Source organism: Campylobacter concisus, assembly GCF_003049735.1.
Taxonomy (GTDB): Bacteria; Campylobacterota; Campylobacteria; order Campylobacterales; family Campylobacteraceae; genus Campylobacter_A; species Campylobacter_A concisus_AN.
Window position 1 is genome coordinate 53,458 of the sequence record NZ_PIRM01000001.1, and the last position, 21,101, is coordinate 74,558.

23 protein-coding genes are annotated in these 21,101 nt (G+C 38.1%); 16 read left to right on the forward strand and 7 right to left on the reverse strand.

Translation table 11 applies throughout. From position 1 onward, the window contains the following. Positions 1-11 precede the first annotated feature (11 nt). On the reverse strand, positions 12-971 hold the full coding sequence (locus tag CVS97_RS00285; RefSeq protein ID WP_107784678.1) for an SLAC1 anion channel family protein: 960 nt from the start codon (positions 969-971) through the stop codon (positions 12-14). An 83-nt stretch (positions 972-1,054) separates the two neighbouring features. Between CVS97_RS00285 and CVS97_RS00290 the strand changes: the two genes are divergently transcribed. From CVS97_RS00290 to glyS, 13 genes are all read left to right on the forward strand, one after another. Beyond that, on the forward strand, positions 1,055-1,699 hold the full coding sequence (locus CVS97_RS00290; protein ID WP_107784679.1) for a Crp/Fnr family transcriptional regulator: 645 nt from the start codon (positions 1,055-1,057) through the stop codon (positions 1,697-1,699). 84 nt (positions 1,700-1,783) lie between these two features. After that, positions 1,784-3,121, forward strand: coding sequence for an NAD(P)/FAD-dependent oxidoreductase (locus CVS97_RS00295; protein WP_107784680.1), 1,338 nt, complete (start codon positions 1,784-1,786; stop codon positions 3,119-3,121). 11 nt (positions 3,122-3,132) lie between these two features. Continuing rightward, positions 3,133-3,294: a DUF2892 domain-containing protein gene (locus tag CVS97_RS00300; protein ID WP_107784681.1), complete on the forward strand. Its 162-nt coding sequence runs from the start codon at positions 3,133-3,135 to the stop codon at positions 3,292-3,294. Positions 3,295-3,298: 4 nt separating this feature from the next. Next, complete coding sequence (locus CVS97_RS00305; RefSeq protein WP_072594653.1) at positions 3,299-3,481, forward strand: DUF2892 domain-containing protein; 183 nt, start codon at positions 3,299-3,301, stop codon at positions 3,479-3,481. Between the two features lie 123 nt (positions 3,482-3,604). Then, on the forward strand, positions 3,605-4,084 hold the full coding sequence (locus CVS97_RS00310; RefSeq protein WP_107785184.1) for a 3-isopropylmalate dehydratase small subunit: 480 nt from the start codon (positions 3,605-3,607) through the stop codon (positions 4,082-4,084). A gap of 3 nt (positions 4,085-4,087) precedes the next feature. Further along, positions 4,088-5,155, forward strand: a complete 1,068-nt coding sequence (gene leuB / locus CVS97_RS00315) for a 3-isopropylmalate dehydrogenase (RefSeq protein WP_107784682.1) — start codon at positions 4,088-4,090, stop codon at positions 5,153-5,155. Beyond that, positions 5,152-5,397 carry a hypothetical protein gene (locus tag CVS97_RS00320; RefSeq protein ID WP_021091490.1) on the forward strand — a complete coding sequence of 82 codons (246 nt, stop codon included), beginning with the start codon at positions 5,152-5,154 and terminating at the stop codon, positions 5,395-5,397. The genes leuB and CVS97_RS00320 overlap by 4 nt, the downstream gene beginning before the upstream one ends. Next, positions 5,394-5,810 (forward strand): CiaD-like domain-containing protein, encoded by a 417-nt coding sequence (locus tag CVS97_RS00325; protein ID WP_103623912.1) that lies wholly within the window; start codon positions 5,394-5,396, stop codon positions 5,808-5,810. Before CVS97_RS00320 ends, CVS97_RS00325 begins: the two co-directional genes overlap by 4 nt. Then, positions 5,770-6,957, forward strand: coding sequence for a CCA tRNA nucleotidyltransferase (locus CVS97_RS00330; protein WP_107784683.1), 1,188 nt, complete (start codon positions 5,770-5,772; stop codon positions 6,955-6,957). The genes CVS97_RS00325 and CVS97_RS00330 overlap by 41 nt, the downstream gene beginning before the upstream one ends. A 74-nt stretch (positions 6,958-7,031) precedes the next feature. Continuing rightward, a complete protein-coding gene (locus tag CVS97_RS00335) occupies positions 7,032-7,511 on the forward strand; it encodes a tRNA (cytidine(34)-2'-O)-methyltransferase (RefSeq protein WP_072594657.1) in 480 nt (159 codons plus the stop codon). Then, positions 7,508-8,911 (forward strand): endonuclease/exonuclease/phosphatase family protein, encoded by a 1,404-nt coding sequence (locus CVS97_RS00340; RefSeq protein WP_107784684.1) that lies wholly within the window; start codon positions 7,508-7,510, stop codon positions 8,909-8,911. The genes CVS97_RS00335 and CVS97_RS00340 overlap by 4 nt, the downstream gene beginning before the upstream one ends. A gap of 3 nt (positions 8,912-8,914) precedes the next feature. Continuing rightward, the gene (locus CVS97_RS09215) at positions 8,915-9,067 is read left to right on the forward strand and encodes a hypothetical protein (RefSeq protein WP_021091457.1); all 153 of its coding nucleotides are present in this window, start codon (positions 8,915-8,917) and stop codon (positions 9,065-9,067) included. Then, complete coding sequence (glyS, locus tag CVS97_RS00345; protein ID WP_107784685.1) at positions 9,064-11,082, forward strand: glycine--tRNA ligase subunit beta; 2,019 nt, start codon at positions 9,064-9,066, stop codon at positions 11,080-11,082. The genes CVS97_RS09215 and glyS overlap by 4 nt, the downstream gene beginning before the upstream one ends. Before the next feature lie 44 nt (positions 11,083-11,126). Here glyS and CVS97_RS00350 read toward each other — a convergent pair whose 3' ends face one another. The 6 genes from CVS97_RS00350 to alaS all read right to left on the reverse strand — a co-directional run bounded on the left by CVS97_RS00350 (position 11,127) and on the right by alaS (position 18,591). Then, the gene (locus CVS97_RS00350; protein ID WP_107784686.1) at positions 11,127-12,698 is read right to left on the reverse strand and encodes a phosphoethanolamine transferase; all 1,572 of its coding nucleotides are present in this window, start codon (positions 12,696-12,698) and stop codon (positions 11,127-11,129) included. Between the two features lie 76 nt (positions 12,699-12,774). After that, positions 12,775-13,062, reverse strand: a complete 288-nt coding sequence (locus CVS97_RS00355; protein ID WP_107784687.1) for a ComEA family DNA-binding protein — start codon at positions 13,060-13,062, stop codon at positions 12,775-12,777. A 9-nt stretch (positions 13,063-13,071) separates the two neighbouring features. After that, positions 13,072-15,000, reverse strand: coding sequence for a transglycosylase domain-containing protein (locus CVS97_RS00360; RefSeq protein WP_107784688.1), 1,929 nt, complete (start codon positions 14,998-15,000; stop codon positions 13,072-13,074). After that, positions 14,997-15,539 (reverse strand): septum formation inhibitor Maf, encoded by a 543-nt coding sequence (gene maf, locus CVS97_RS00365; RefSeq protein WP_107784689.1) that lies wholly within the window; start codon positions 15,537-15,539, stop codon positions 14,997-14,999. Before maf ends, CVS97_RS00360 begins: the two co-directional genes overlap by 4 nt. Next, entirely contained in the window at positions 15,536-16,036 is a 501-nt protein-coding gene (locus tag CVS97_RS00370) for a hypothetical protein (RefSeq protein WP_054196863.1), read from the reverse strand. The genes maf and CVS97_RS00370 overlap by 4 nt, the downstream gene beginning before the upstream one ends. After that, positions 16,033-18,591, reverse strand: a complete 2,559-nt coding sequence (gene alaS, locus CVS97_RS00375; RefSeq protein WP_107784690.1) for an alanine--tRNA ligase — start codon at positions 18,589-18,591, stop codon at positions 16,033-16,035. Before alaS ends, CVS97_RS00370 begins: the two co-directional genes overlap by 4 nt. 167 nt (positions 18,592-18,758) lie before the next feature. On the opposite strand from alaS, the gene CVS97_RS00380 reads away from it, so the two are divergent. Genes CVS97_RS00380 through CVS97_RS00390 form a run of 3 tightly spaced genes read left to right on the forward strand, consistent with a single transcriptional unit; the run spans position 18,759 to position 21,093 of the window. After that, positions 18,759-19,628 carry a Gfo/Idh/MocA family protein gene (locus CVS97_RS00380; RefSeq protein WP_054196861.1) on the forward strand — a complete coding sequence of 290 codons (870 nt, stop codon included), beginning with the start codon at positions 18,759-18,761 and terminating at the stop codon, positions 19,626-19,628. Further along, positions 19,628-20,581 (forward strand): ferrochelatase, encoded by a 954-nt coding sequence (gene hemH / locus CVS97_RS00385; RefSeq protein ID WP_107784691.1) that lies wholly within the window; start codon positions 19,628-19,630, stop codon positions 20,579-20,581. The genes CVS97_RS00380 and hemH overlap by 1 nt, the downstream gene beginning before the upstream one ends. Positions 20,582-20,631: 50 nt before the next feature. Then, positions 20,632-21,093: a hypothetical protein gene (locus CVS97_RS00390; RefSeq protein ID WP_054196859.1), complete on the forward strand. Its 462-nt coding sequence runs from the start codon at positions 20,632-20,634 to the stop codon at positions 21,091-21,093. The last annotated feature ends 8 nt before the right edge of the window (positions 21,094-21,101 follow it).

A 21,101-nucleotide genomic window follows, 5' to 3' on the forward strand; every position in this document is an offset into this window, starting at 1 on the left:
TTGAGCTAAGGCTATTTTTCCGAAAAAATTTCGCCGTTTATTATAGATTTAATCGTTAAAAACCCGACTACCAAAATCGAAGCGACTAGAGCCGCAAAAGCGCCGATGCCTAAAACTAAATAAAAATCGCTTTGCGTAATTTCGTAAGCTTTTAAAAACGCTATGGAGCTAGCGGCCGTCGGGAAGGTAAAAGCCCACCATGATAGGGCGAATTTGAGTTTAATAAATCTTTTATACGAAAAAAGTATAAGCGCCGCGAAAAATACGTTGATATTAAGCAGTATCGCCGCAAAAGCGTCGAATCGCTCGGTTAGTTTTACGTATCCCAAAAACGCCATAGCCGGCGGCGCTAGCGTAATGACTAGCGTCGGGACGAATTTATCGGCTAACTTATCGAAAAAGACTAATCTGTAAAATATAACGGCAAATAAAATAATCCAGAAAAATAGCCCCAAACTAAAATAATACCAGATCGCTTGAGATTTTTCGGCTATTATCGGGATTAGCAAGTTGCCCACTACGGGGATAAACCATGCCGGATTTAGCGTCGCGATATCGAATTTTTCGTCGATCCAAAAAGAAATTACGTAAAGCGTAAAAATCGTTTGCAAGCCTAAAGTCGCGTAAAAAAGCGAGTAGTATAGTCGCGGCGCGTCTTTGTAGGCTAGAGCTAAAAGAAAAAGCGAGATGATAAATCCGCCGAAAAAATTTATCTTTATAGGGTGCGAAAATTCGGCCTTTATCTCTTCTTTAAATTTTAAAAACTTAAAGAAGTAAAACGCCGAAAGTAGGCAAAATACCGTGCAGTCTAGCGCTCTAAGCGCCGAGAATATCTCGCCGGGTAAATCAAATATCTCGCTTAGTTTCTTATAGGCCGCGCAAAGCCCTCCAAGCCCCATAGTGCCGGCAAAAAGCATAATCGGCAGCGATTTTATTTTGCTTTGCGAGTCGTTTTTCTTAACATCGTGCATTGTTTTTCTTTTCGTATTAAATTTTTATGCAATATTACCTATAATAAGGTTAAATTTTTGTAACGAAGTCACGAAAGGGCAAAATGCTAAGCAAAGAGTTAAAAGAAATTTTGCGCGAGAGGTTTACGAATAATTTCGATCTAGCAAGCGAGGATCTAAATGCGATCTTTGCTAACGCGTATCTAAAAACCGTAAAAAAGGGCGATATATTTTACTCCGGAAACGATTGCTTCGGATTTATCCTTATACTAAAAGGCGTTTTAAGGGCGTTCGTATCGTCTAGCGCAAAGGAAATAACGATATTTAGACTAACTAAAGACGAGAGTTGCGTGCTGTGCGATACGTGTTCTATAAATTCGCTAGAAAATAAAGTAAGCGTCGAAATCGAGCAAGATAGCGAGATCATCGTTATTCCGGCGCGAATTTACAAACCTCTTAAAGAAAAATATCCGAGCATTTTAAATTTTACCCTAAAAATCGTAGCCGATCGGTTTGCCAGAACCATAAACGTTATGGAGCAGGCTTTGTTTTCGCCGCTTTCGGCGCGGATTATGAATTTTTTATCCCAAAGCATCGAAAATCTAAACGAAAATTTTATAAAAATAACTCACGAAGAGCTGGCGAATCATCTAGGAAGCGCTAGAGAGGCGGTATCTAGGGTGCTAAAAGAGCTTGAGAGAAGCGGGCAAATAACGCAAAGCCGCGGCGAAATAAGGCTAGTTTCTTAAAATTCTCGTTTTAAGGTAACTTTGTTACGGAGAGAGCGGCCTTTTTTAGGTAGCATTTCATAAACTCGTTTAAAAGGAGAATTTATGAAAGGACTGCAAAGAAGAGACGCTTTAAAGCTAATGGGGGTCGCGGGACTAGCCGCGAGTATGAGCGGTTGCTCGGCAACGGGCGGCGAAAACGACGATATAAATTCTAAAATCGTCATAATGGGCGCGGGACTTAGCGGTATCGCGTTGGCGGCTAAACTTAGAAGAGATATGCCTAACGCCAAGGTAATTCTTGTGGATAAAGACGAGAAATTTTACTACCAGCCGGGCTTTACGCTAATCGCCGTCGGAATTTACGAAGCTAGCGACGTCGTTTATGAAAAAGCGGATTATATCCCGCAAGGAGCCGAGTGGATACGCAAAAACGTATCGGAGATAAAGCCCGAAGCCAATCTACTCGTCCTAGACGATGGGAGCGAGCTGGGATATGATTATCTAATCGTAGCAAGCGGTGTGGAATACGACTTTGAAGCCGTTAAGGGGCTGAGCTTAGAGGATATTAACGATACGAGCGGCAACATATCCTCCGTCTACACTCTACAAGGCGCCGTAAAGAGCAACGAGTTGATGAAAAAATTCTCTCAAAACGGCGGCGCGGCGGTATTTTGCGATCAAAAAACCCCGATGAAATGCAGCGGCGCTAATAAAAAAGTAACATGCATGAGCGAAGATAGGCTGAGGTTGGCCGGTAACCGCGATAAAGGCAGCGTTAATCTTTACGTCGGAGGCGGCAAGCTTTTCGGCGATCCGACTTATGCCGCGGCGATGACTCAAATAATGATAAAAAGAAAGATAAAATTTAATCTTCGCCACCAAATCGTAGCCGTCGATAAAAGCTCAAATACAGCTACTTTCGAGTTTTGGACGGCGTATAGGCAAAACGGCGAAGATAAAATCGCGTCTGAGCTAATCGACGTAAAATACGACTGGCTTCACTTGCCACCTAAGCAAAAAGGAAGCGAAATTTTAGCTCGCGCCGGCCTAGCCAAAGAGGGCGACAAGCTAAATTTTCTAGCCGTCGACAAATACAGTCTGCAAAGTACAAAATTTAAAAATATATTCGGTATCGGCGATATTTGTGGATTTGCGTCCGGCAAAACGGGGGCTAGTGTTAGGAAAATGTATCCGATCTTGGCTAAAAATTTAGCCGATACGATAAAAGGACGAGAACCTAGCGAGAAATTTACCGGATATACGGCTTGCCCTTTTATTACCAAATACGGCAAGGCCATAATGGTAGAGTTCGACTGGGAGGGAACGGCTCCGACGTTAGAGTGCTTCGGCGCTACCAGAGAGAGCTACATGAGTTGGCTGGTTAAAATTTACGGATTTAAACCTATGGTTATGAACGGAATGCTAAAAGCTTTAGCTTAAAGGAGATAAAAATGAGCGTTTTAGATAAAACTATACGTTTGATTATAGCGGCGACTTGGTTTTTTATTTTCGGATTTATTTGCGACTGCTGGTTGTGGACGGTCGGACTAATTCCACTTTTAACGGGATATTACGGTTACTGCCCGCTTTATAAAATTTTTAAAAAAAGGTAAAAATATGGTAAGCGTAAAAAGTAGAATTATTAGGGTCGTACTGGGGCTAATTTTTACGGTAGCGGTTTGGTATTTTTACGAGAGCTACTGGGCGTTAATCGGGTTAATCCCGATTATCGTCGGCGTTACGGGTTTTTGCCCGGCGTGTAAATTCTTGGGCAGGTGTTCTTTAAATTTAAAAAAATAAAAGGGGCGTTTAACGCCCTTTGCCTTGCCCTTTAGCCGTTTGGGCCGCAAATTTTATTCGCCGTTTGATGAATTATTTAGCTACTTTTGGCTAAAATCTCGAAAATTTAAAAAAGGCGAAACGATGAATAAAGTTTGGAAATTCGGCAACAATATCGATACCGATATAATTATCGCCGCCAGATACTTAAATACTTCCGACGAAAATATCCTAGCAAAACATATAATGGAGGACGCCGATCCTAATTTTAGCGCCAAGATAGATAAGGGCGACATTATCGTAGCGGGCGAAAATTTCGGCTGCGGTAGCTCTCGCGAGCACGCTCCTATCGCACTTAAAGCTGCTGGCATTGGTGCGGTGATAGCTAAAAGCTATGCGAGAATTTTTTATAGAAATAGCTTTAATACGGGACTTTTGATACTGGAAATCAAAGAAACGGACGAGATAAACGAGGGCGACGAACTAAAAATAGACGTAGATAACGGCGCGATCGTAAATCTAACCAGCGGCAAAGAGTATAAATTTAGCCCTATACCGCCGTTTATGCAAGAGCTTCTAAACGCCGGCGGACTTATAGAATACGCAAAAGTAAAGTTGGATTAAATAATGAGAGAATATAAAATTTGTGTTATAAAAGGCGATGGTATCGGTCCTGAGATCATAGATGAGGCGATAAAAATTTTAGATGTCGTTAGCGCTGAGTTTGGGATAAAATTTGAGTACGACTACAAGCTTATGGGTGGTGCAGCTTATGATGTATTTGGTGTGCCTTTGCCAGATGAGACGCTTAACTCTGCTCTAAACTCTGATGCTGTGCTTTTTGGGGCGATCGGTGGCGAGAAGTGGGATAATTTGCCAAGACATCTAAGGCCAGAGAGTGGGCTTTTAAAGATTAGAAAAGAGCTTGAAGCTTATGCAAATTTACGCCCAGCCATCGTTTTTGATGAGCTAGTGGATGCTAGCACGCTAAAGCCAGAGGTTTTAAGAGGAGTCGATTTTGTCGTGGTTCGTGAGCTAACAGGCGGACTTTATTTTGGGCAGCCACGTGAAAAAGGCGAAGATAGAGCGTTTAATACGATGGTTTATTCTAAATTTGAGATCGAGCGTATAGCAAAGATCGCTTTTGAAACAGCAATGCTTCGCAAGAAAAAGGTATGTATGGTCGATAAGGCAAATGTGCTTGAGACAAGCCAGCTTTGGCGTGAGGTGACTAGCGAAGTGGCTAAAAATTACCCTGAAGTAGAGCTTAGCTTTATGTATGTCGATAACGCAGCGATGCAGCTAGTAAGAGCCCCAGCAAATTTTGATGTCATACTTACTGAAAATTTATTCGGCGACATCTTAAGCGATGAGGCGAGTATGGTCTGTGGCTCGATAGGACTTTTGCCAAGTGCTAGTATGGGCGGTAAAGTGGGAATTTATGAACCAATTCACGGCTCAGCTCCAGACATCGCAGGGCAGGGTATAGCAAATCCAATTGCAACAATTTTAAGTGCAGCGATGATGCTAAGATACGCATTTAGTGAAAATGAAGCCGCAGATGCGATAGAAAATGCTGTGAAAGAGGCGCTTGCAAAAGGTTACAGAACAAAAGATATCGCCGCTTTTAATGCAGTTGAAATTTGCTCAACTAGCGAGATAGGCGATGTTATCGCAGGATTTATCAAAAAATGAAAAACACAATCACTGAAGCACTGATCTACGAAGCTCAGGGGCTAAAAGATGATGCACTTGAAATTTATAAAAATATCTTAAAGCAAGATCCATCAAACAAAGATGCCCTTAGCGCGATAAACCGTCTGAGCGGACTTCGCAAAGAGCGAGCGATAAAAAACGAGCAGATGAAAGAGTTTTTTATAGCGATGAAAAGTGATGAAGAGATAAATGAATTTAAAAGGTGGTTGATAAGATTATGAAGCTTGATGATATCGCTAGAATGGCAATCAGTGAGGTTAGCGCTGAGCTTGAGAAAATAGAAGCATTGCAAAGTAAAAAGCAAGAAGAGCTCGAGCGTGAGAATCTAAAAAAAGAGCTTTTGGCCATAGAGAATAATGAAAATGCGCTAAATAACGAGCTAAAAGTTGAGGCAAATTTACAAAATGAGCAAGCATTTGAGGTAAAAGAGGAGCCAGTAAGTCCAATAAAAAATAGAGAGGTGAGCGAAGAGAAAATTTTCTTAGCAAACCTTGCTGAACGCATAGAAGTGCTTTTTGAAGGGCTTAAACAAACTAGTGAACAAAATCTTGCTTCAAGGCTTGAACTAACGACAAAATTTTTAGAATTTACCCTTGCAAATATCGAAAATAGACTCCAAAATCTCTCAAAATAAGCCATTAGACGGCTCAAAAAATGAGATAAAAATCAAAAATAAAATTTATAAAAATAGCGAGCTAGACTTTTTTAGATCGCTATTTGCCCCATTTACTTCACGTGTCTATCTAGTTGGTGGCTGCGTGAGAGATGCATTTTTGGGGCGAGAAATTTATGATTATGACATCGAGGTTTATGATATTGAGCCTACTAAATTTAATGAGCTAATGGCTAGCATAGGTGCTAGCGGAGTTGGCAAAAGCTACTTCATCTATAAATACAAAAACTACGACATTGGGCTTCCAAGAAGCGAGAGCAAAACTGGAAATTCACACAAAGACTTTGCAGTAAGCTATATTAACGATCCCAAAATGGCGAGCCTTAGGCGAGATTTTACGATAAATGCCATGATGATGAATATCTTTAATGGAGAAATTTTAGACTTTCATGGCGGCAAAAAGGACCTTGAAAGCAAAACACTAAGACACATCGATAGTGAGAAATTTAAAGAAGATCCGCTAAGGGTGCTACGTGGCGTGCAGTTTAGCGCGAGGCTTGATTTTAGCATAGCTGATGAGACGCTAGCTCTTATGAAAAGCCTTAGTTTGGAGCATCTAAGCAGAGATAGGATAAATACTGAGCTTATTAAATTTTTTCGCGCAAAGCATCTAGAAAAAGGAGCTTACTATCTCTTTGAGCTTGGACTTTTTAAAGAAATTTTTGGTATGCAAATTTCTATGGACGATGGGTTTTTAAGCGATCTTAAGAGTGCTAGAGAATTTGTGGATGATGAGAGGCTATTTTTGTATCTTTTGTTTGGCAAATTTGAGCTTGACGCAAAGGAAATTTTAGAGAAAATATGTCTACCAAAGAGCTATTTTTCTATCTTAAAGCAGCCTTATTTTAAGGACATGCCAAGCGATAAAGAGCTAATGCAAATAGCTCTAAATATGCCTATAAAATCATGGTTTGGAGCTTATAATAAAGAGCGGATAGAGCGTGCCAAGAAGCTTGGAATTTATGAGATGAAATTTGACGCGAAAGTTGATGTGGCAGAAATTTTATCAGCTGGTTTTAAAAACGAAGAGATCGCAAAAGAGATAAAACGTAGGCAAGAGTTTGAAATTTCAAAATATCTAAGCGAGCATAAGCCTAGAAAAGAGTAGTCTTTAAAACTCTTAAAAGCCCATTTTGGCTAAAATAGGCTAGTTTATAACACTTTTTAAGGCAAAGAAAGCTTATGTTTAACATAGTCTTAGTTCATCCTCAGATACCGCAAAATACTGGAGCTATCGGTAGAATGTGCGTTAATGCAAATTTAAAGCTACATATCGTTAAACCCACCGTGTTTGATCTGAGTGAAAAGGCTGTTAGACGAGCAGGGCTTGACTACTGGAAAATTTTAAATCCAAAAATTTGGGATAGTTTGGAAGAATTTTTAGAAGCAAACTTAAGCCACAAGGATAGATTTTTCTTCGCTACCACAAAGACAAATAGGCTTTACTATGAGGCTAGGTTTAAACCAGGAGATTTTATATTTTTTGGTGGTGAGAGTACTGGGCTGCCAAGAGAATTTATGGATATAAATTTTAAAAACGCCATAACCATACCAATGGGGAAAGAGGGCAGGAGCTTAAATTTAGCTATGAGTGCTGGCATTATCGCTTATGAGGCGATCAGGCAAAATATCACTGAATTTGACTTTAGGAGTGAGATTTGAGAGTAGTTTTTGCTTTGTTTTTTACCATTTTGGTGGCATTTGCGAGTGAAATTAGCATCGCAACTTATAATGTGCAAAATTTATTTGATTGCAAAGATGATGGTAGCGAGTATCTTGATTTTAAAGTAGGCGTATCAAAGTGGGACTGCGAGGCGGCTGATTCAAAACTACAAAGAACAAGACAAGTCATAAATGCACTAAATACAGACATTATCGCACTTCAAGAGATCGAAAATGAGCAGGTTTTAAAAGCTCTGGTAAGTGATAGCGAGTATAAATTCGTTAGTTTTACAAAGGAGAAAAATTCGCCTGTTGGGCTCGGGCTTATTTCAAAGTTGCAGCCAAGTAGCAGTGAAATTTTTAAAGTTCCAAACGTAAAGACGAGAAATATTCTAAAGGTTGTTTTTGAGGTAGAAGGTAAGAAATTTAGCATATTTGTAAATCACTTTCCAACTTATAAAAATGGCATAAATATGCAAAAAAAGGCTGAAAAAACGTTAAGAACGGCTCTGGGTAAAGAGAAAAATGCAATAATTTTGGGTGATTTTAACTCGCCCTTTGGACAAAAATCCATCCTAAATGGCATCATTGCAACGAGAAATTTTTATGATCTTTATAAAGAGCTTGAGCCAAAAGATAGATATTCTCACGCAGTACATGGCAAAAAAAGAGCGATCGATCATGTTTTACTTTCGCCTAGTTTTATGGAAAATGGCGATCTAAGCTATGTTGGTGGTAGTTTTGAAGTCTTTAAACCAAGCTTTGCAGTCGATGAAAAAGGCTTTGCAAAGAGCGACCTTTACTCAGATCACTTTGCGTTAAAGTTTAAAATTTCAACTGATCCAAGCCCAGCAAAAAAGAGCTTTGTAAGTAAAATTTTTAAAAAAGATGAAAACAAAGCTAACAAAAAAACAAGTGAGCAAAACTATAAGACGGCTGATGTGGATACGCTTTTTGATCACCCAGAGGCAGTGCCAGCAGTGATTGAAAAAGCGGTTGTTATCTTAAAAGATAAGCATGGCTTTATCTTCTCGAAAAATCACCGTGGAATTTATGTTTATGATCCTAAAAATAGCGTTATTGTAGGCGAAGAGCTAGATATTTTAGTAAGGCGAATGAAAATTTATAAAGATGCGCTTGAAGTCAGCTCTTATGAGATCATAAATGAGCATGGCACAAAAGATATTAGCGAAAATTTACTAGATGTATCGCAACTAAGTGAAGCTAGAAGTGGCGATGTCTTTGCTAAAATTTCGGGCAGACTAGAGAGGGGCTATCTGCATACACCATACGGTAAGATCAGGGTTTATAGCAAGAAAAAGCTAAAAGATGGCGAGTATAATTTTGAAAATGCGAGAGTTAAAATTTATAAGAGAGAAAACCAAATCGTTGTGGAGTAGAGAGTGCAAATTTTAGATATTTTTATGATTACGGCATTTGTTTTATTTCTTATTTTTATGATAAGAGGCGTCATTTTGCAGTCACAAGAGAAGGAGAGAGCAAGAAAAATGGTAAGAGAAAAAAGAGAAAATTTTAATAAAAAGAGTGAAATATGAAAGAGTTATTATTAGAAATTGGAGTTGAGGAGCTTCCAGCGATACCCTTTTTAAGGGAGCTGCCAAATATCAATGCTAAATGGCAGGCTGTGCTTGAAAAATATAATCTTGTAAGTCCTTTTAAATTTTATTATACGCCGCGTCGTTTGGTCTTTTTTCATGAGAAATTTCCACAATCTCAGCCTGACAGCGTGGCTAGCTTTATCGGTGCACCAAAGCAAGTTGCGCTAAAAGACGGAGTCTTTACGAAAGCTGCGCTTAGCTTTACAAATAAATGCGGTATAGACGAGAGTGAGCTTAAATTTAAAGAGATAGACGGCAAAGAGGTGCTCTACTACGAAAAAGAGGTAAAAGGCGAGCCGGTTGCTAGGATAATGGGCGACATGGTTGAAGAGTTTTTAAAGAGTCTTAACTTTGGCAAGTCTATGCGCTGGGGCAACGGCGAGTTTGAGTTTATTCGCCCGATAAGATCGTTTTTGTGTTTACTTGGCGATGAGGTTATAAAATTTAATAAATTTGGCGTAGAGAGCAGTGATTCAACCTATCCGCACAGAAGTATTAGCTATGACAAGATAAAAATTTCAAACATAAAAGAGTATTTTGAAGGCTCAAAGAGCCGTGGTGTCGTGCTTGAGGCAGATGAGAGAGAAAAAATAATTCTTGATGAGTTTGAAAAAATTAGCCAAAAAAGTGGGCTAAAGATCGAGATCGATAAAGACTTGTTAGCTGAAGTCGTGGCGATCACCGAGTATCCGACAGCACTTCTTGGCTCGTTTGAAGAGGAATTTTTGGAGGTACCAAGCGAGGTTATCATCACTTCAATGAAGGAAAATCAGCGCTACTTCCCAGTCTTTAAAGATGGCAAGCTCGCAAATGGCTTTGTAGTTGTTAGCAACGCCATAACGCAGGAGCATTCGCTAATCATCAAAGGTAACGAAAAGGTGCTAAGAGCAAGGCTAAGTGATGCAATGTTCTTTTGGCAAAGCGACCTAGCGCACGAATTTGGCCCAGAAAAACTAAAAAATATAACCTATCTAAAAGAGCTTGGAAGTATCTATGAAAAAGAGCTTAGAGAGTTAAAAGTGGCTAAAAAACTTGCTAGCAACTACGATGAGCTACTTAAAAAAGAGGTTGGCGAGTACGCGGCTAAGCTAGAGCGAGCTGTGATGCTAAGCAAGGCCGATCTTACAACGCAGATGGTTTATGAGTTTACCGAGCTTCAAGGCATCATGGGTGCTTACTACGCAAAGGCAAAAAATGAGGATGAAAACGTCGTTTTAGCTATAAAAGAGCAGTATTTGCCAGATGGTGAGGAGGCGCAGTGCCCAAGCAAGGTATTTAGCTCGGTTGTGGCGCTTTCAAATAAGCTTGATACACTAATGGGACTTTTTAGTATCGGTAAAATTCCAAGTGGCACCAAAGACCCATACGCTCTAAGGCGTGCGGCAAATGGCGTGATAAAGATCGTTTTGGCGCATAATTTGAAATTTAACGTAAAAGAAATTTTAGAAGATATCGCAAAAGACTACAAGAAATTTGACATTGAAGTGCTTATAAATTTCATCCTTGATAGGCTTTACACTTTCTTTGACGCAAATGCTTCTATCGTAAAAGCGTGCATAAAAAGCGGCGAAAAGGATATCTTGGAGCTAACAAAGATGATAGAAACACTTGCTAAAATTTCTAGCGAGCCAAGCTTTAGAGAGAATTTCTCTACATTTAAGCGCCTTGCAAACATTATAAAAGATGATAAATTTAGCAAGGTTGATGAGAGTCTCTTTGAGATAGATGCTGAAAAAACCCTAGATGATGCATTTAAAGCGGTCGATAAGCGCCTAGCGTATGAGCCAAGACTAAAAGCGCTATTTGCTCTAAAACCGCAGATCGATGAGTTTTTTGATAAAGTTATGATAAACGTTGAAAACGAGAAGGTACGAAACAACCGCGTCGCAATAATCGGTCAAATTTATAGCGAGATACTAAAAGTAGCTGATATAAAAGAGATCAGCTTTTAAATTTGTGCCAGCTTTAGGCTTTGCCTAGGCTGGCTTTAAATTTACTACCTAAAAATATCAAATTCTGGCTCATAAGTCTTAGTTTTTATTCCAAAATATCCAAGAACTGAGCTAAATATAAAATCATGCGAAAAGCTTTCGTTTCTTTTACTTTTTAGTCTTTTCAAAAGCTCACTATCGCTTGAAAAGATGATGGCTGGGATGTGTTTTTGTTCATCTGGAGCGATAGAGTAAGGTAGACCATGCAAATATATGCCATTTTCACCTAGGCTCTCTCCGTGATCTGAGAAAAAGAACATGGCTACTTCAAATTTATCTTTTCTTGCTTCAAGGGCATTTATCAGCTCGCTTTGTAGATAGTCCTCGTATAAAATAGTGTTATCATAGGTGTTTGCTATCTCATCTGGCGTGCATTTATTTAGCTCGACAGTATCACAAGTTGGGGTAAATTCTTTAAATTTGCTTGGGTAGCCTTTGTAGTAGATAGGGCCGTGCGAGCCTTGCAGATGTAGCACGATAAAGGTGGTGGAATTTACATCTTTGATGACCTTTTTGGCCTCATCAAATATCACTTCATCAAAGCCTTCTGCTCTATGATCTGAAGTATGGTTTTGATCAAGATTGTCGCAAACGCCCTTGCAGCCGCCGCTATTGTTGCCAAAAAAGTATGTTTTTATTCCAAGTTTGTTGATGATATCAACTAAATTTTCACGAGCTTTTGCTTCGCGGTTGCTAAAATTTTCTCGCTTTAAGTCTGAAAATAAGCAAGGCACGCTAGTCTCCGTGGCTGTTCCACATGAGTAGAAATTTGTAAAACTTACCACACCTTTTTGTTTAGTAAATTTATTCGTATCATTTTTGGCGTAGCCATTTAGTGAGTAGTTTCTGCTTCTTTGCGTCTCGCCAACTATCAAAACTAAAATTTTCTTTTTATCATCAGCTAGTACCGCATCATCTGCTACATAGGTAAAAGGTAGTGGTTTTTGTATGATCGATTTTACTAGTTTTATAGCTGAGTAGATGGGATAGTATGGGAGCAATGCGGTTCTTAAATTCGAGTGTTCTCTAAAAAATGGTATAAAAATTTTAGACGTTAATGAAAATATAATAGCTGTCACAACTATAGAAAATGAGATAATTTTTGCTCTTAATTTAAGCTCATTTTTGAAACTACCATAGTTAATCTTTACAAATGCTACATATACGCAAGGTAAGATGGTTGTAATAATTATCCAAAAAACTAAACCTGTGCTAAAGTAACTAAAGGCTTCTTTGGTATCGGTGTGTAGGACGTTTAATAACATATTTTTATCTATAATAACACCATATGCTTGCATAAAGTAAGCAGATATGCCACTTGCTAAAATCAAAATAATTGTAACTGGCTTTAGTAAAAAAGGTACAAATAAAATACAAAAAATACTAGCGAAAACTAAGATAAAGACAATTGCAAATATAAGAAAAAAGAATATAGAAAAAGAGAATTGATTATTTTGTAGAAAGCCTGAAAGAACGCCTTCGTATAAAAATATATAATTTATAAAAAATATGTAAGCAGTAAATAAAATCAGAAACTTTAAAAAACTGATACTTTTAAATTTATTAATATTTAGCATCTTTCTAACCTTTGTAAAAAGCCATAATAATAGTACTCAAATGTAAATGGCTAGAAATTTCAAATAAAAAATAAGATTATTTTTTCTTGCCTTTGGAGTTTTTTGCTTCAGTTTTTTTGACTTTTGCATTCTCTTTTATGTTAAGTTTTTCTTTAACTTTTTGCATATCGTTAAAGCCGATGCCTTGAACTTTCTCAAGTTCATCGATGCTTTTAAATTTATGGGCTTTTCTGTATTTTATAATGTTTAACGCCTGGCCTTTACTTAGCCCAAGTTCCATCAACTCATTTTTGCTGGCTGTATTTAGATTAGCGCCATATGCAATACTTGCGACTACTAAACAAAGTAAAATTTTAATCCTCATCTTATCTTCCTAAAATAATAATCCATCATTTTCTTGATCTTGTATGATGTCATTTGCCGGTATATTTTGAGGTAGTGGCGAGTCGTTTGTGTAGTATTCGTCACTGCCACCATAATAGCCTTTATAAACACCGTCTGGCTGCTCAAATGCACGTCTTAAAGTAGGATAAAGCTTAATGTAGCCTTCCATAAATTTCTTAAACACAGGTGCGGCTGTTCTACCACCGCCTTCAATCTTTTTCATAGGGCTATTATCGTCATTTCCGTACCAGATTATCGCTTCGATATCAGGCGAGTAACCACAAAACCAAGCATCGATGTTATTATTTGTTGTGCCGGTTTTGCCTGCTATTTGGATACCGTTTATTTTAGCGTTGCGTCCAGTACCGTTATTTACGACATTCTGAAGAAGTGTCGTCATCAAAAATGCTTGTTCTGGTTTTAGCACCTGCTTTCTTTGTGGTTCATAGTCCATCGAAGCCCCAAAGCCATTTTCTATATGCTTAATAAGTGTTGGCTCAACCATCTCGCCCTCATTTGGGAACATCGAGTAAAATTTTGCAAAATCAAGTGGCGAAATCCCAAAACTTCCAAGTGCGATAGATAAATTTTCTGGGATATCGTTAAAGCCCATATCAGTAAGCTGTTTACGAACTGAGCTAAGACCAAGGTCGTTTAGCAAATTTATGGTTGCGAGGTTACGCGACTGGGTTAAGGCTGATTTTATAGTGATATAGCCTTGAAAGCCACCACTATAATTCTTTGGCGTCCACTCTTTGCCATTTCCCATATCAAATGTCCTGGCAATATCAGCCACTTGAGAAACAACCGAGTAGCCACTATCAAGTGCTATTTGATAGATAAATGGCTTAAAGCTAGATCCTGGCTGGCGCTTGCTTTGAGTGGCACGGTTATAGCTACTTTTTGCGTAGTCAATACCGCCAATTAGTGCCAAAATTTGACCACTTTGTGGATGAGTGACTACTATAGCTCCATTTAGGATTTCTGCATTTGCTTTTTTATCGCGCTTTAAAATTTCATTGTAGCCATATACTAGAGCTTCTTGAGCGATCTTTTGAACATTTAGATCAACTGTGCTTTGTATCTTATAGCCACCAGTCTTTATATCGTCAAATTTCTTTGAAGCCTCTTTTATTATCTCATCGACTACATAAGGGGCTTTATTTCTTGTGAGTGTGTCATCAAAGACCGCTGGCTCTTCAAGCACGCCCTTGCGGTACTCGTCCTCATTTATCCAGCCGATGCTATACATTCTCTCAAGCACTCTGTTTGCACGGCTAAGCGATAGGTCAAGGTGCTTTGTAGGATCATAGGTGCTTGGCGCCTTTGGCAAGCCAACTAGCATGGCGACCTCTTTTATGCTTAGCTCATTAAGCTCTTTTCTAAAATATCCTTCAGCTGCTGTTTTTATGCCGTAGTAGCCATGTCCAAAATAGACGTGATTTAGGTATCTTTCGATGATATCTTCTTTGCTAAGCTCGCTTTCAAGCTTCATGGCAAGCACGATTTCCTTTATCTTTCTTGTAAATTTCTTCTCGCGGCTTAGAGCCAAATTTTTAATGAGCTGTTGTGTTAGTGTTGAAGCTCCCTCGACTAGTTTTCTGGCCTTGATATCTTTTATGGCAGCTCTTGCCATAGCTTCTACGTTTATGCCGCCGTGCTCAAAGTAGCTCGTATCCTCAATAGCCACAAGTGCTTCGATGACACGCGGCGGGATGTCGTTATATTTTACGTAAATTCTATTTTCTTCAAAGATATTCGCGATGAGTTCGTTGTTTCTATCAAAAATTTGTGTTGTAAGCTTTGGTTTATAATCAATAATAGCGTAAGCATCAAATCTAACTTGTGAATAAAAATATAAAAATGCTCCGCCAAGCGAAATGGCAACTATAAAGATAAATGCCAAGATATATTTCATAAAAATGCCTTTAATATTTTTAAATTTAGCCCCATGGCGGTGCTAGTTTCGCCGTGTTGGGAGATGATATATTTCCTATTAAAATTTTCTATCGTCATGGCTCCAGCCTTGCCTTGCCACTCATTATTTTTTATGTATTCATTAAGGTCATGCTCGTCAAATTTTTTAAATTTATACGTAGTCCTACTTACGTTTATAAGCTCAAATTCGCCTAAAAATATCATCGCCGTATAGACGCTGCATTCGTTGCCACTTTGTAAATTTAGCATAGCAAACGCCTCATTCTCGTCCTTTGCTTTACCTAAAATTTTATCTCCACACGCTACACAGCTATCTGCAAAGAGTAAATTTTTAAGAGCTATATTTTCTTTTAAAAATTGCTCTTTTTTGGCTTTTACGACGTTTTGGACATAAATTTCAGGCTTTACTTTTTTTTCTATCTTGCTCTCGTCAAACTGGAAAGAAATTTGAGTGAAATTTATGCCAGCATCTTTTAATAAATTTGCCCTTGTTGGCGAGCTTGAAGCGAGTGTTATCATAAAAACACCTTATAGCTTATGCCAAGATAAATGGCTGCTAGCGAAGCTAATAAATTTAGCGGTGTGAAGTAATAAATTATAACGATCAAACTCTCATTTAGCTCGATCATTTCATGCGATCTTAGTGCTTTTAAGGCCTTTTTATATCTATAAAATATATAACTTAAATTTAATAACAAAAATAGTTCTATTGCGCATTTTGTTGCTACCATTGCACTTGCCATAGGATTTGTCAAATTTGCATCATAAAATCCAAAAATTATAACTATGCTTGTCGCTATCACGCAAAGGATTAGTATGAAAATCGCAATGCCAAAGCGTCTTATAATGTGAAGTAAGATGTGATAGCGTTCCTTGTCTTCAAATTTATTTTTTATAAAGTAACTTCCAACAAGCACAAGACCGGCTTGTAGCCCCACAAAAAGAGCTACAAAGCATACATGCAAAAATAGTACTACTTGGTCAAATTTTATAAAAGCTATATCGTAATGACTCATTTTTCTAAGGCTTGCCTTGCGTACTCAAGTGAATCTTTTATCGCATCTTCTATCATTGATGCATCTTTGCCACCGGCTGTTGCAAAGTCATCTTTGCCACCGCCATTGCCACCTAGGATTTGTGCTGCAAATTTTACCCAAGCACCAGCTTTTAAAGGAGCATTTTTAACGCCAGCTGCAAGAGAAATTTTGCCACTCTCATCGGCTTGGATTAGCAAAATAGCAGCACTTTCATACTCATTTTTAAACTCATCTATCAAGGTTTTTATATCTCCACCATCTACGCTTGTGACGCAAAGCTTGGTTTTATTTATATCTAAATAGACTAATTCATGAGAATTTTTAGCATTTTTTAGTTTATCCTTTAAAACTCTTAGCTCATTTTTTAGCTTTTTGACCGCATTTAGTGGCTCGGTGCTTTTTAGCTCATCTTTTAGCTCATCAATCTCGGCTCTAAATGACTTTGCTAAATTTAGCGCAGCTCTTGAGCAAACAGCCTCGATACGCCTAACGCCAGCGCTTACGCCACTCTCTTTTGTGATGAAAAACGATCCGATCTCATCTATATTTTTAACGTGTGTACCGCCACAAAGCTCTTTGCTGACATCGCCAAAGCTAACGACTCTCACATCATCAGCATATTTTTCATTAAATAGTGCGATAGCTCCACTATTTTTAGCATCTTCAAGTTTCATAAGTTCTGTTTTTGAGTTAGCACCATTTAGTATCCACTCATTTACTAGATTTTCGACCTTTGAAATTTCTTCACTAGTAAGTGCTTTTGGATGTGAGAAGTCAAACCTTAGCCTATCTGCTTCTACACTTGAGCCAGCTTGAGCGATATGCGTGCCAAGCACGTTTCTAAGAGCTGCATGAAGCAAGTGTGTGGCGCTGTGGTGACGTGCGATCTCTACTCTATCGCTGCCAACTTCAAGCTCTACTTCATCACCAACTTTTAGCGCCGCATTAGTTTTTACTAAAGATAAATTTAGTCCATAAAATTTTTGTGTATCAAGTACATTTGCTTTGCCCACTATCTTACCGCTATCACCGCACTGACCGCCACTTTGAGCGTAAAATGGAGTGACATCAAACATCACCCAGCCCTCTTTGCCAGCATCTAGGCTATCTACATTTTTAAATTCTTCATCAAGTAGGGCTAGAATTTTACTTTTACTCTTAAGCTCTTCGTAGCCTATAAATTTATTCTCGCCAAATTTCTCAAGTAGCTCTTTAAAATCACCCTTCGCACTCTTGTCGCCACTGCCTTTCCAAGCAGCTTTTGCGCGTGCTTTTTGCTCGCTCATAAGCTCATCAAACCTTGCCTCATCGACTTTTAAGCCTTTTTCTCTAAGCATATCAGCTGTTAGGTCAAGTGGGAAGCCAAATGTGTCATAAAGCTTAAACGCAGCCTCTCCGCTAAAAATTTCTTTTGTATTTTTAAGCTCGCTCTCAAATAGCTCCAAACCACTAGCGATTGTTGCCAAAAATCTCTCTTCTTCAAGCTTGATCTGCTCTTTTACAGCCGCTTTTTTCTCATTTAAATAGGTGTAGTGCTCGCCCATAAGCTCGCAAACTTTATCAACAAGCTTATACATAAATGGCTCTTTTATGCCTAGCAAGTATCCATGGCGGATCGCACGGCGTAAGATACGGCGAAGCACGTAGCCACGGCCTTCTTTGTCAAATGTCGTGCCCTGAGCTAGCAAAAATGTGACTGAACGGATGTGATCGCTTATGACGCGGTAGCTAGCGCCACTTTCATAGATGTATGGTTTGCCACAAAGCTTTGCTACTTCGCTAATTAGTGGCATAAAAAGTGTGCTGTCGTAGTTGCTAAATTTACCTTGCAAGATAGCAGTAACGCGCTCAAGTCCCATACCAGTATCGATGCTTGGCTTTGGTAATGGGCTTAGTTTGCCATCACTACTTCTTTCATACTGCATGAAAACAAGGTTCCATATCTCTAAAAATCTATCTCCATCGCCACCCATGTAGTCTTCTGGTGTGTTAAAGTGTTCAGCCCCTTGATCGTAAAAAATTTCACTGCAAGGGCCGCATGGTCCAGTATCGCCCATCTGCCAGAAGTTATCGTGGTCACCAAAGCGGTAAATTCTCTCTTTTGCGATGTGAGTGCTCCAAATTTCAAATGCTTCATCGTCGCTTTCATGAACGGTTACATAAAGTTTGTCTTTTGGTAGTTTTAGTACTTCTGTTACAAATTCCCAAGCGTAAGCGATCGCCTCTTTTTTGAAGTATTCGCCAAAGCTAAAATTTCCTAGCATCTCAAAAAATGTGTGATGGCGCGCTGTGTAGCCGACGTTGTCAAGGTCGTTGTGCTTACCACCAGCTCTTATGCAGGTCTGACAGCTAGTGCGAATAGGTGGTGTTGGGCGTGGCACTTCGCCTGTGAAAATACTCTTAAACGGCACCATGCCAGCGTTTGTGAAAAGTAGTGTTGCATCGTTTGGCACGAGTGGTGCTGAAGCTACTACTTCGTGACCTTTTGATTTAAAAAAATCAAGATATGCCTTTCTTATATCTAAATTTTGCATTTTCATCCTCGTTAGTTTTAAATTTTGCTCGATTTTAGCTAAAAATCGTTTGTAAATTTATAAAAAAATACAAAATTAATTTTTGCTTAATATATTTTATAAATTTATTTGTTTAAAAGCGATTTGCAATTAAAATAGCCTAAAAATTTATAACTAAAAGGTCTTTAGTGAAACTCAAAATTGGCATTGTTGGATACAATCTGGTTGGCAAGCGGCACTATATGGAGCTGAGGCGTTCTGACAAATTTGAAGTTTGTGGAGTTTTTGATAAAGAAAATAGAGATGATGCTTGCAGAGCTCCGTTTTTTGATGAGTTTAAAAAATTTATAGAAGTAGCCCAGCCACAAGCTGTCGTACTTTGTTTGCCTCAACATGAGATCGTAGAGGCTTTTTGTCAGTGTGCAAAATATTGCCAAAATATCTTGATTTCAAGGCCAATATTTAAAAGTGTAAGCGAGCTAAAAGAGATAAAATATGCGTCGGTAGTAAATAAAGTCAGAGTTTGCACTGGCGTTGATGAGCGCTTTAACCCAACCATCGTTTCATTAAAAAAGGCACTTTTAAAAGAAGAAGAAATTTATAGCATTTCAATTGCGCATTTTAAACCACTTTGTGAGGGAAATATTATAAATGAGCTTTCGCTTTGCGATATAGACCTCGCAAAAAATTTAGTAGATAGTGAAATTTGCAGCTTTTTTTATACTCAAGCAAATAAAACAAATACCAAAATATGCGACAATGTTGGAATAAACATTAAAATGAAAAATCAAATTTTGGTGAGTATTACTGATTCTTTTTGTGGATCTTTAGAGCGTTTTAAAATAGAAGTAAATGCCAAAGAAGGTGTTTATTTTGGCGATCTTATCGATTATAAGCTTCATAGGGTTAATGAAAATGGACAGATGAATTTAAAAACCGATCCTATAAATAACGAGATAAAAGCTCAATACGATGCTTTTTATGATCTTTGTCAAAGCGGCGAAAGTAGCGAGCTTTCAAGCATTGATGATGCGATAAAAATCAAAGAGCTATTTTGATGAAAAAGGCACTTTTGCTTTTGAATATGGGTGGGGCAAATAGCCTTGCTGATGTAGAAATTTTTCTGAAAAATATGTTTAATGACCCTTATATTTTGGGTATAAAGAATAAATTTTTAAGAAAATTTGTAGCTTTTATGATCACAAAAGGTAGGCTAAAAACGGCTAAGCATAACTACGAACAAATAGGTGGTAAATCACCTATTTGCGAGCTTACAGCTAAGCTTTGCGATAAAATTTCAAGCTTACAAAATGAGTTTGATGCAGTTGATTTTGCGATGAACTATACTTCACCATTTGCAAAAGATGTGCTTAAAAAATACGAAAATTTTGATGAGATAGTGCTTTTGCCACTTTATCCTCATCATTCACAAACTACAATAACTTCGAGTTTAGATGATTTTAAAGAAGCAAAAGATGAGTTAGGAGTAAAGGCTAAAATTTTGCTTTGTGGACCATTTTATGATGATGAAATTTACAACAAAATCATAATCTCGCACATAAATGAAGCCATAAATAATATAGATGTAAGCGATGTGGAGCTTATCTTTTCGGCTCATTCGTTGCCTCAAAAAATTATCAATAAAGGCGATGTCTACGAAAAACATATAAATGAGCATGTGCAAATTTTAAGCAAAATGATAAAAGATAGCGGATTAAACTTCAAAGAGATAAATTTAGCCTACCAATCGCGCCTTGGCCCTGTAAAATGGCTAGAGCCCTCACTAAATGAAATTTTGGCAAAGTGCAAGAGTAAAAAGGCCCTTATCTATCCACTCTCTTTTTGTATAGATAACTCTGAGACCATTTTTGAGCTAGTTATTGAGTATGCAAAGATCGCAAAAGAGCTAAATTTTAGCTTCTACAAGGTTGTTTGGTGCCCAAATTTTAGTGATGAGTTTGCTGGTTTTATCTTACAAAAAGCAAAAACAGCCAAAGAGATTAACTTTTAGGAATAAATCTTGCTTATAAAATATATCTCAATACAGTAAAAAGGAGATATATGAAAGTACAAAATAACGACATAATCGATTATTTATTGCAATCAGGCTCAAGCAAAACTAAGGATAAAAAAAATAGTTTTGATGAAATTTTAAGCCTTGCTATGGATAAGATCGCAAGCGATGCAAAAATTTCAGACAAGATTGAACAGTTTAAAAAAAGACTTACTGAAATCGGTGCAGTTGGTTTTATAAGCGAGCTAAATTCTAACAAGATAGAAGAGAAAATAGCCCAAAAGAAAAAGGAGCTAACAGAACTTCTAGGCATAGATGATCCCGCAAAAACACAGGATCAAAAAAATGAGCTGCTTAAGATAATGGATAAAATTTTAAGTGATTATCGCAAAGAGCTAAATGTAGCACTTGCTAATCAAGCTCTGCTAGAGAAGCAAAAAAATCTTAATAGTAAGAGTAGTAGCTCAGTTAATTTAAGTTCTGTTTTAAATGAGCTAGGACTTGCTTAAAATTTATA

Excerpts from the sequence above, each read along its gene's own strand:
- CVS97_RS00285 (WP_107784678.1), bottom strand. The coding sequence starts at position 971 with ATGCACGATGTTAAGAAAAACGACTCGCAAAGCAAAATAAAATCGCTG.
- CVS97_RS00290 (WP_107784679.1), top strand. The coding sequence starts at position 1,055 with ATGCTAAGCAAAGAGTTAAAAGAAATTTTGCGCGAGAGGTTTACGAAT.
- CVS97_RS00295 (WP_107784680.1), top strand. The coding sequence starts at position 1,784 with ATGAAAGGACTGCAAAGAAGAGACGCTTTAAAGCTAATGGGGGTCGCG.
- CVS97_RS00300 (WP_107784681.1), top strand. The coding sequence starts at position 3,133 with ATGAGCGTTTTAGATAAAACTATACGTTTGATTATAGCGGCGACTTGG.
- CVS97_RS00305 (WP_072594653.1), top strand. The coding sequence starts at position 3,299 with ATGGTAAGCGTAAAAAGTAGAATTATTAGGGTCGTACTGGGGCTAATT.
- CVS97_RS00310 (WP_107785184.1), top strand. The coding sequence starts at position 3,605 with ATGAATAAAGTTTGGAAATTCGGCAACAATATCGATACCGATATAATT.
- leuB (WP_107784682.1), top strand. The coding sequence starts at position 4,088 with ATGAGAGAATATAAAATTTGTGTTATAAAAGGCGATGGTATCGGTCCT.
- CVS97_RS00320 (WP_021091490.1), top strand. The coding sequence starts at position 5,152 with ATGAAAAACACAATCACTGAAGCACTGATCTACGAAGCTCAGGGGCTA.
- CVS97_RS00325 (WP_103623912.1), top strand. The coding sequence starts at position 5,394 with ATGAAGCTTGATGATATCGCTAGAATGGCAATCAGTGAGGTTAGCGCT.
- CVS97_RS00335 (WP_072594657.1), top strand. The coding sequence starts at position 7,032 with ATGTTTAACATAGTCTTAGTTCATCCTCAGATACCGCAAAATACTGGA.
- glyS (WP_107784685.1), top strand. The coding sequence starts at position 9,064 with ATGAAAGAGTTATTATTAGAAATTGGAGTTGAGGAGCTTCCAGCGATA.
- CVS97_RS00350 (WP_107784686.1), bottom strand. The coding sequence starts at position 12,698 with ATGCTAAATATTAATAAATTTAAAAGTATCAGTTTTTTAAAGTTTCTG.
- CVS97_RS00355 (WP_107784687.1), bottom strand. The coding sequence starts at position 13,062 with ATGAGGATTAAAATTTTACTTTGTTTAGTAGTCGCAAGTATTGCATAT.
- CVS97_RS00360 (WP_107784688.1), bottom strand. The coding sequence starts at position 15,000 with ATGAAATATATCTTGGCATTTATCTTTATAGTTGCCATTTCGCTTGGC.
- maf (WP_107784689.1), bottom strand. The coding sequence starts at position 15,539 with ATGATAACACTCGCTTCAAGCTCGCCAACAAGGGCAAATTTATTAAAA.
- CVS97_RS00370 (WP_054196863.1), bottom strand. The coding sequence starts at position 16,036 with ATGAGTCATTACGATATAGCTTTTATAAAATTTGACCAAGTAGTACTA.
- alaS (WP_107784690.1), bottom strand. The coding sequence starts at position 18,591 with ATGCAAAATTTAGATATAAGAAAGGCATATCTTGATTTTTTTAAATCA.
- hemH (WP_107784691.1), top strand. The coding sequence starts at position 19,628 with ATGAAAAAGGCACTTTTGCTTTTGAATATGGGTGGGGCAAATAGCCTT.
- CVS97_RS00390 (WP_054196859.1), top strand. The coding sequence starts at position 20,632 with ATGAAAGTACAAAATAACGACATAATCGATTATTTATTGCAATCAGGC.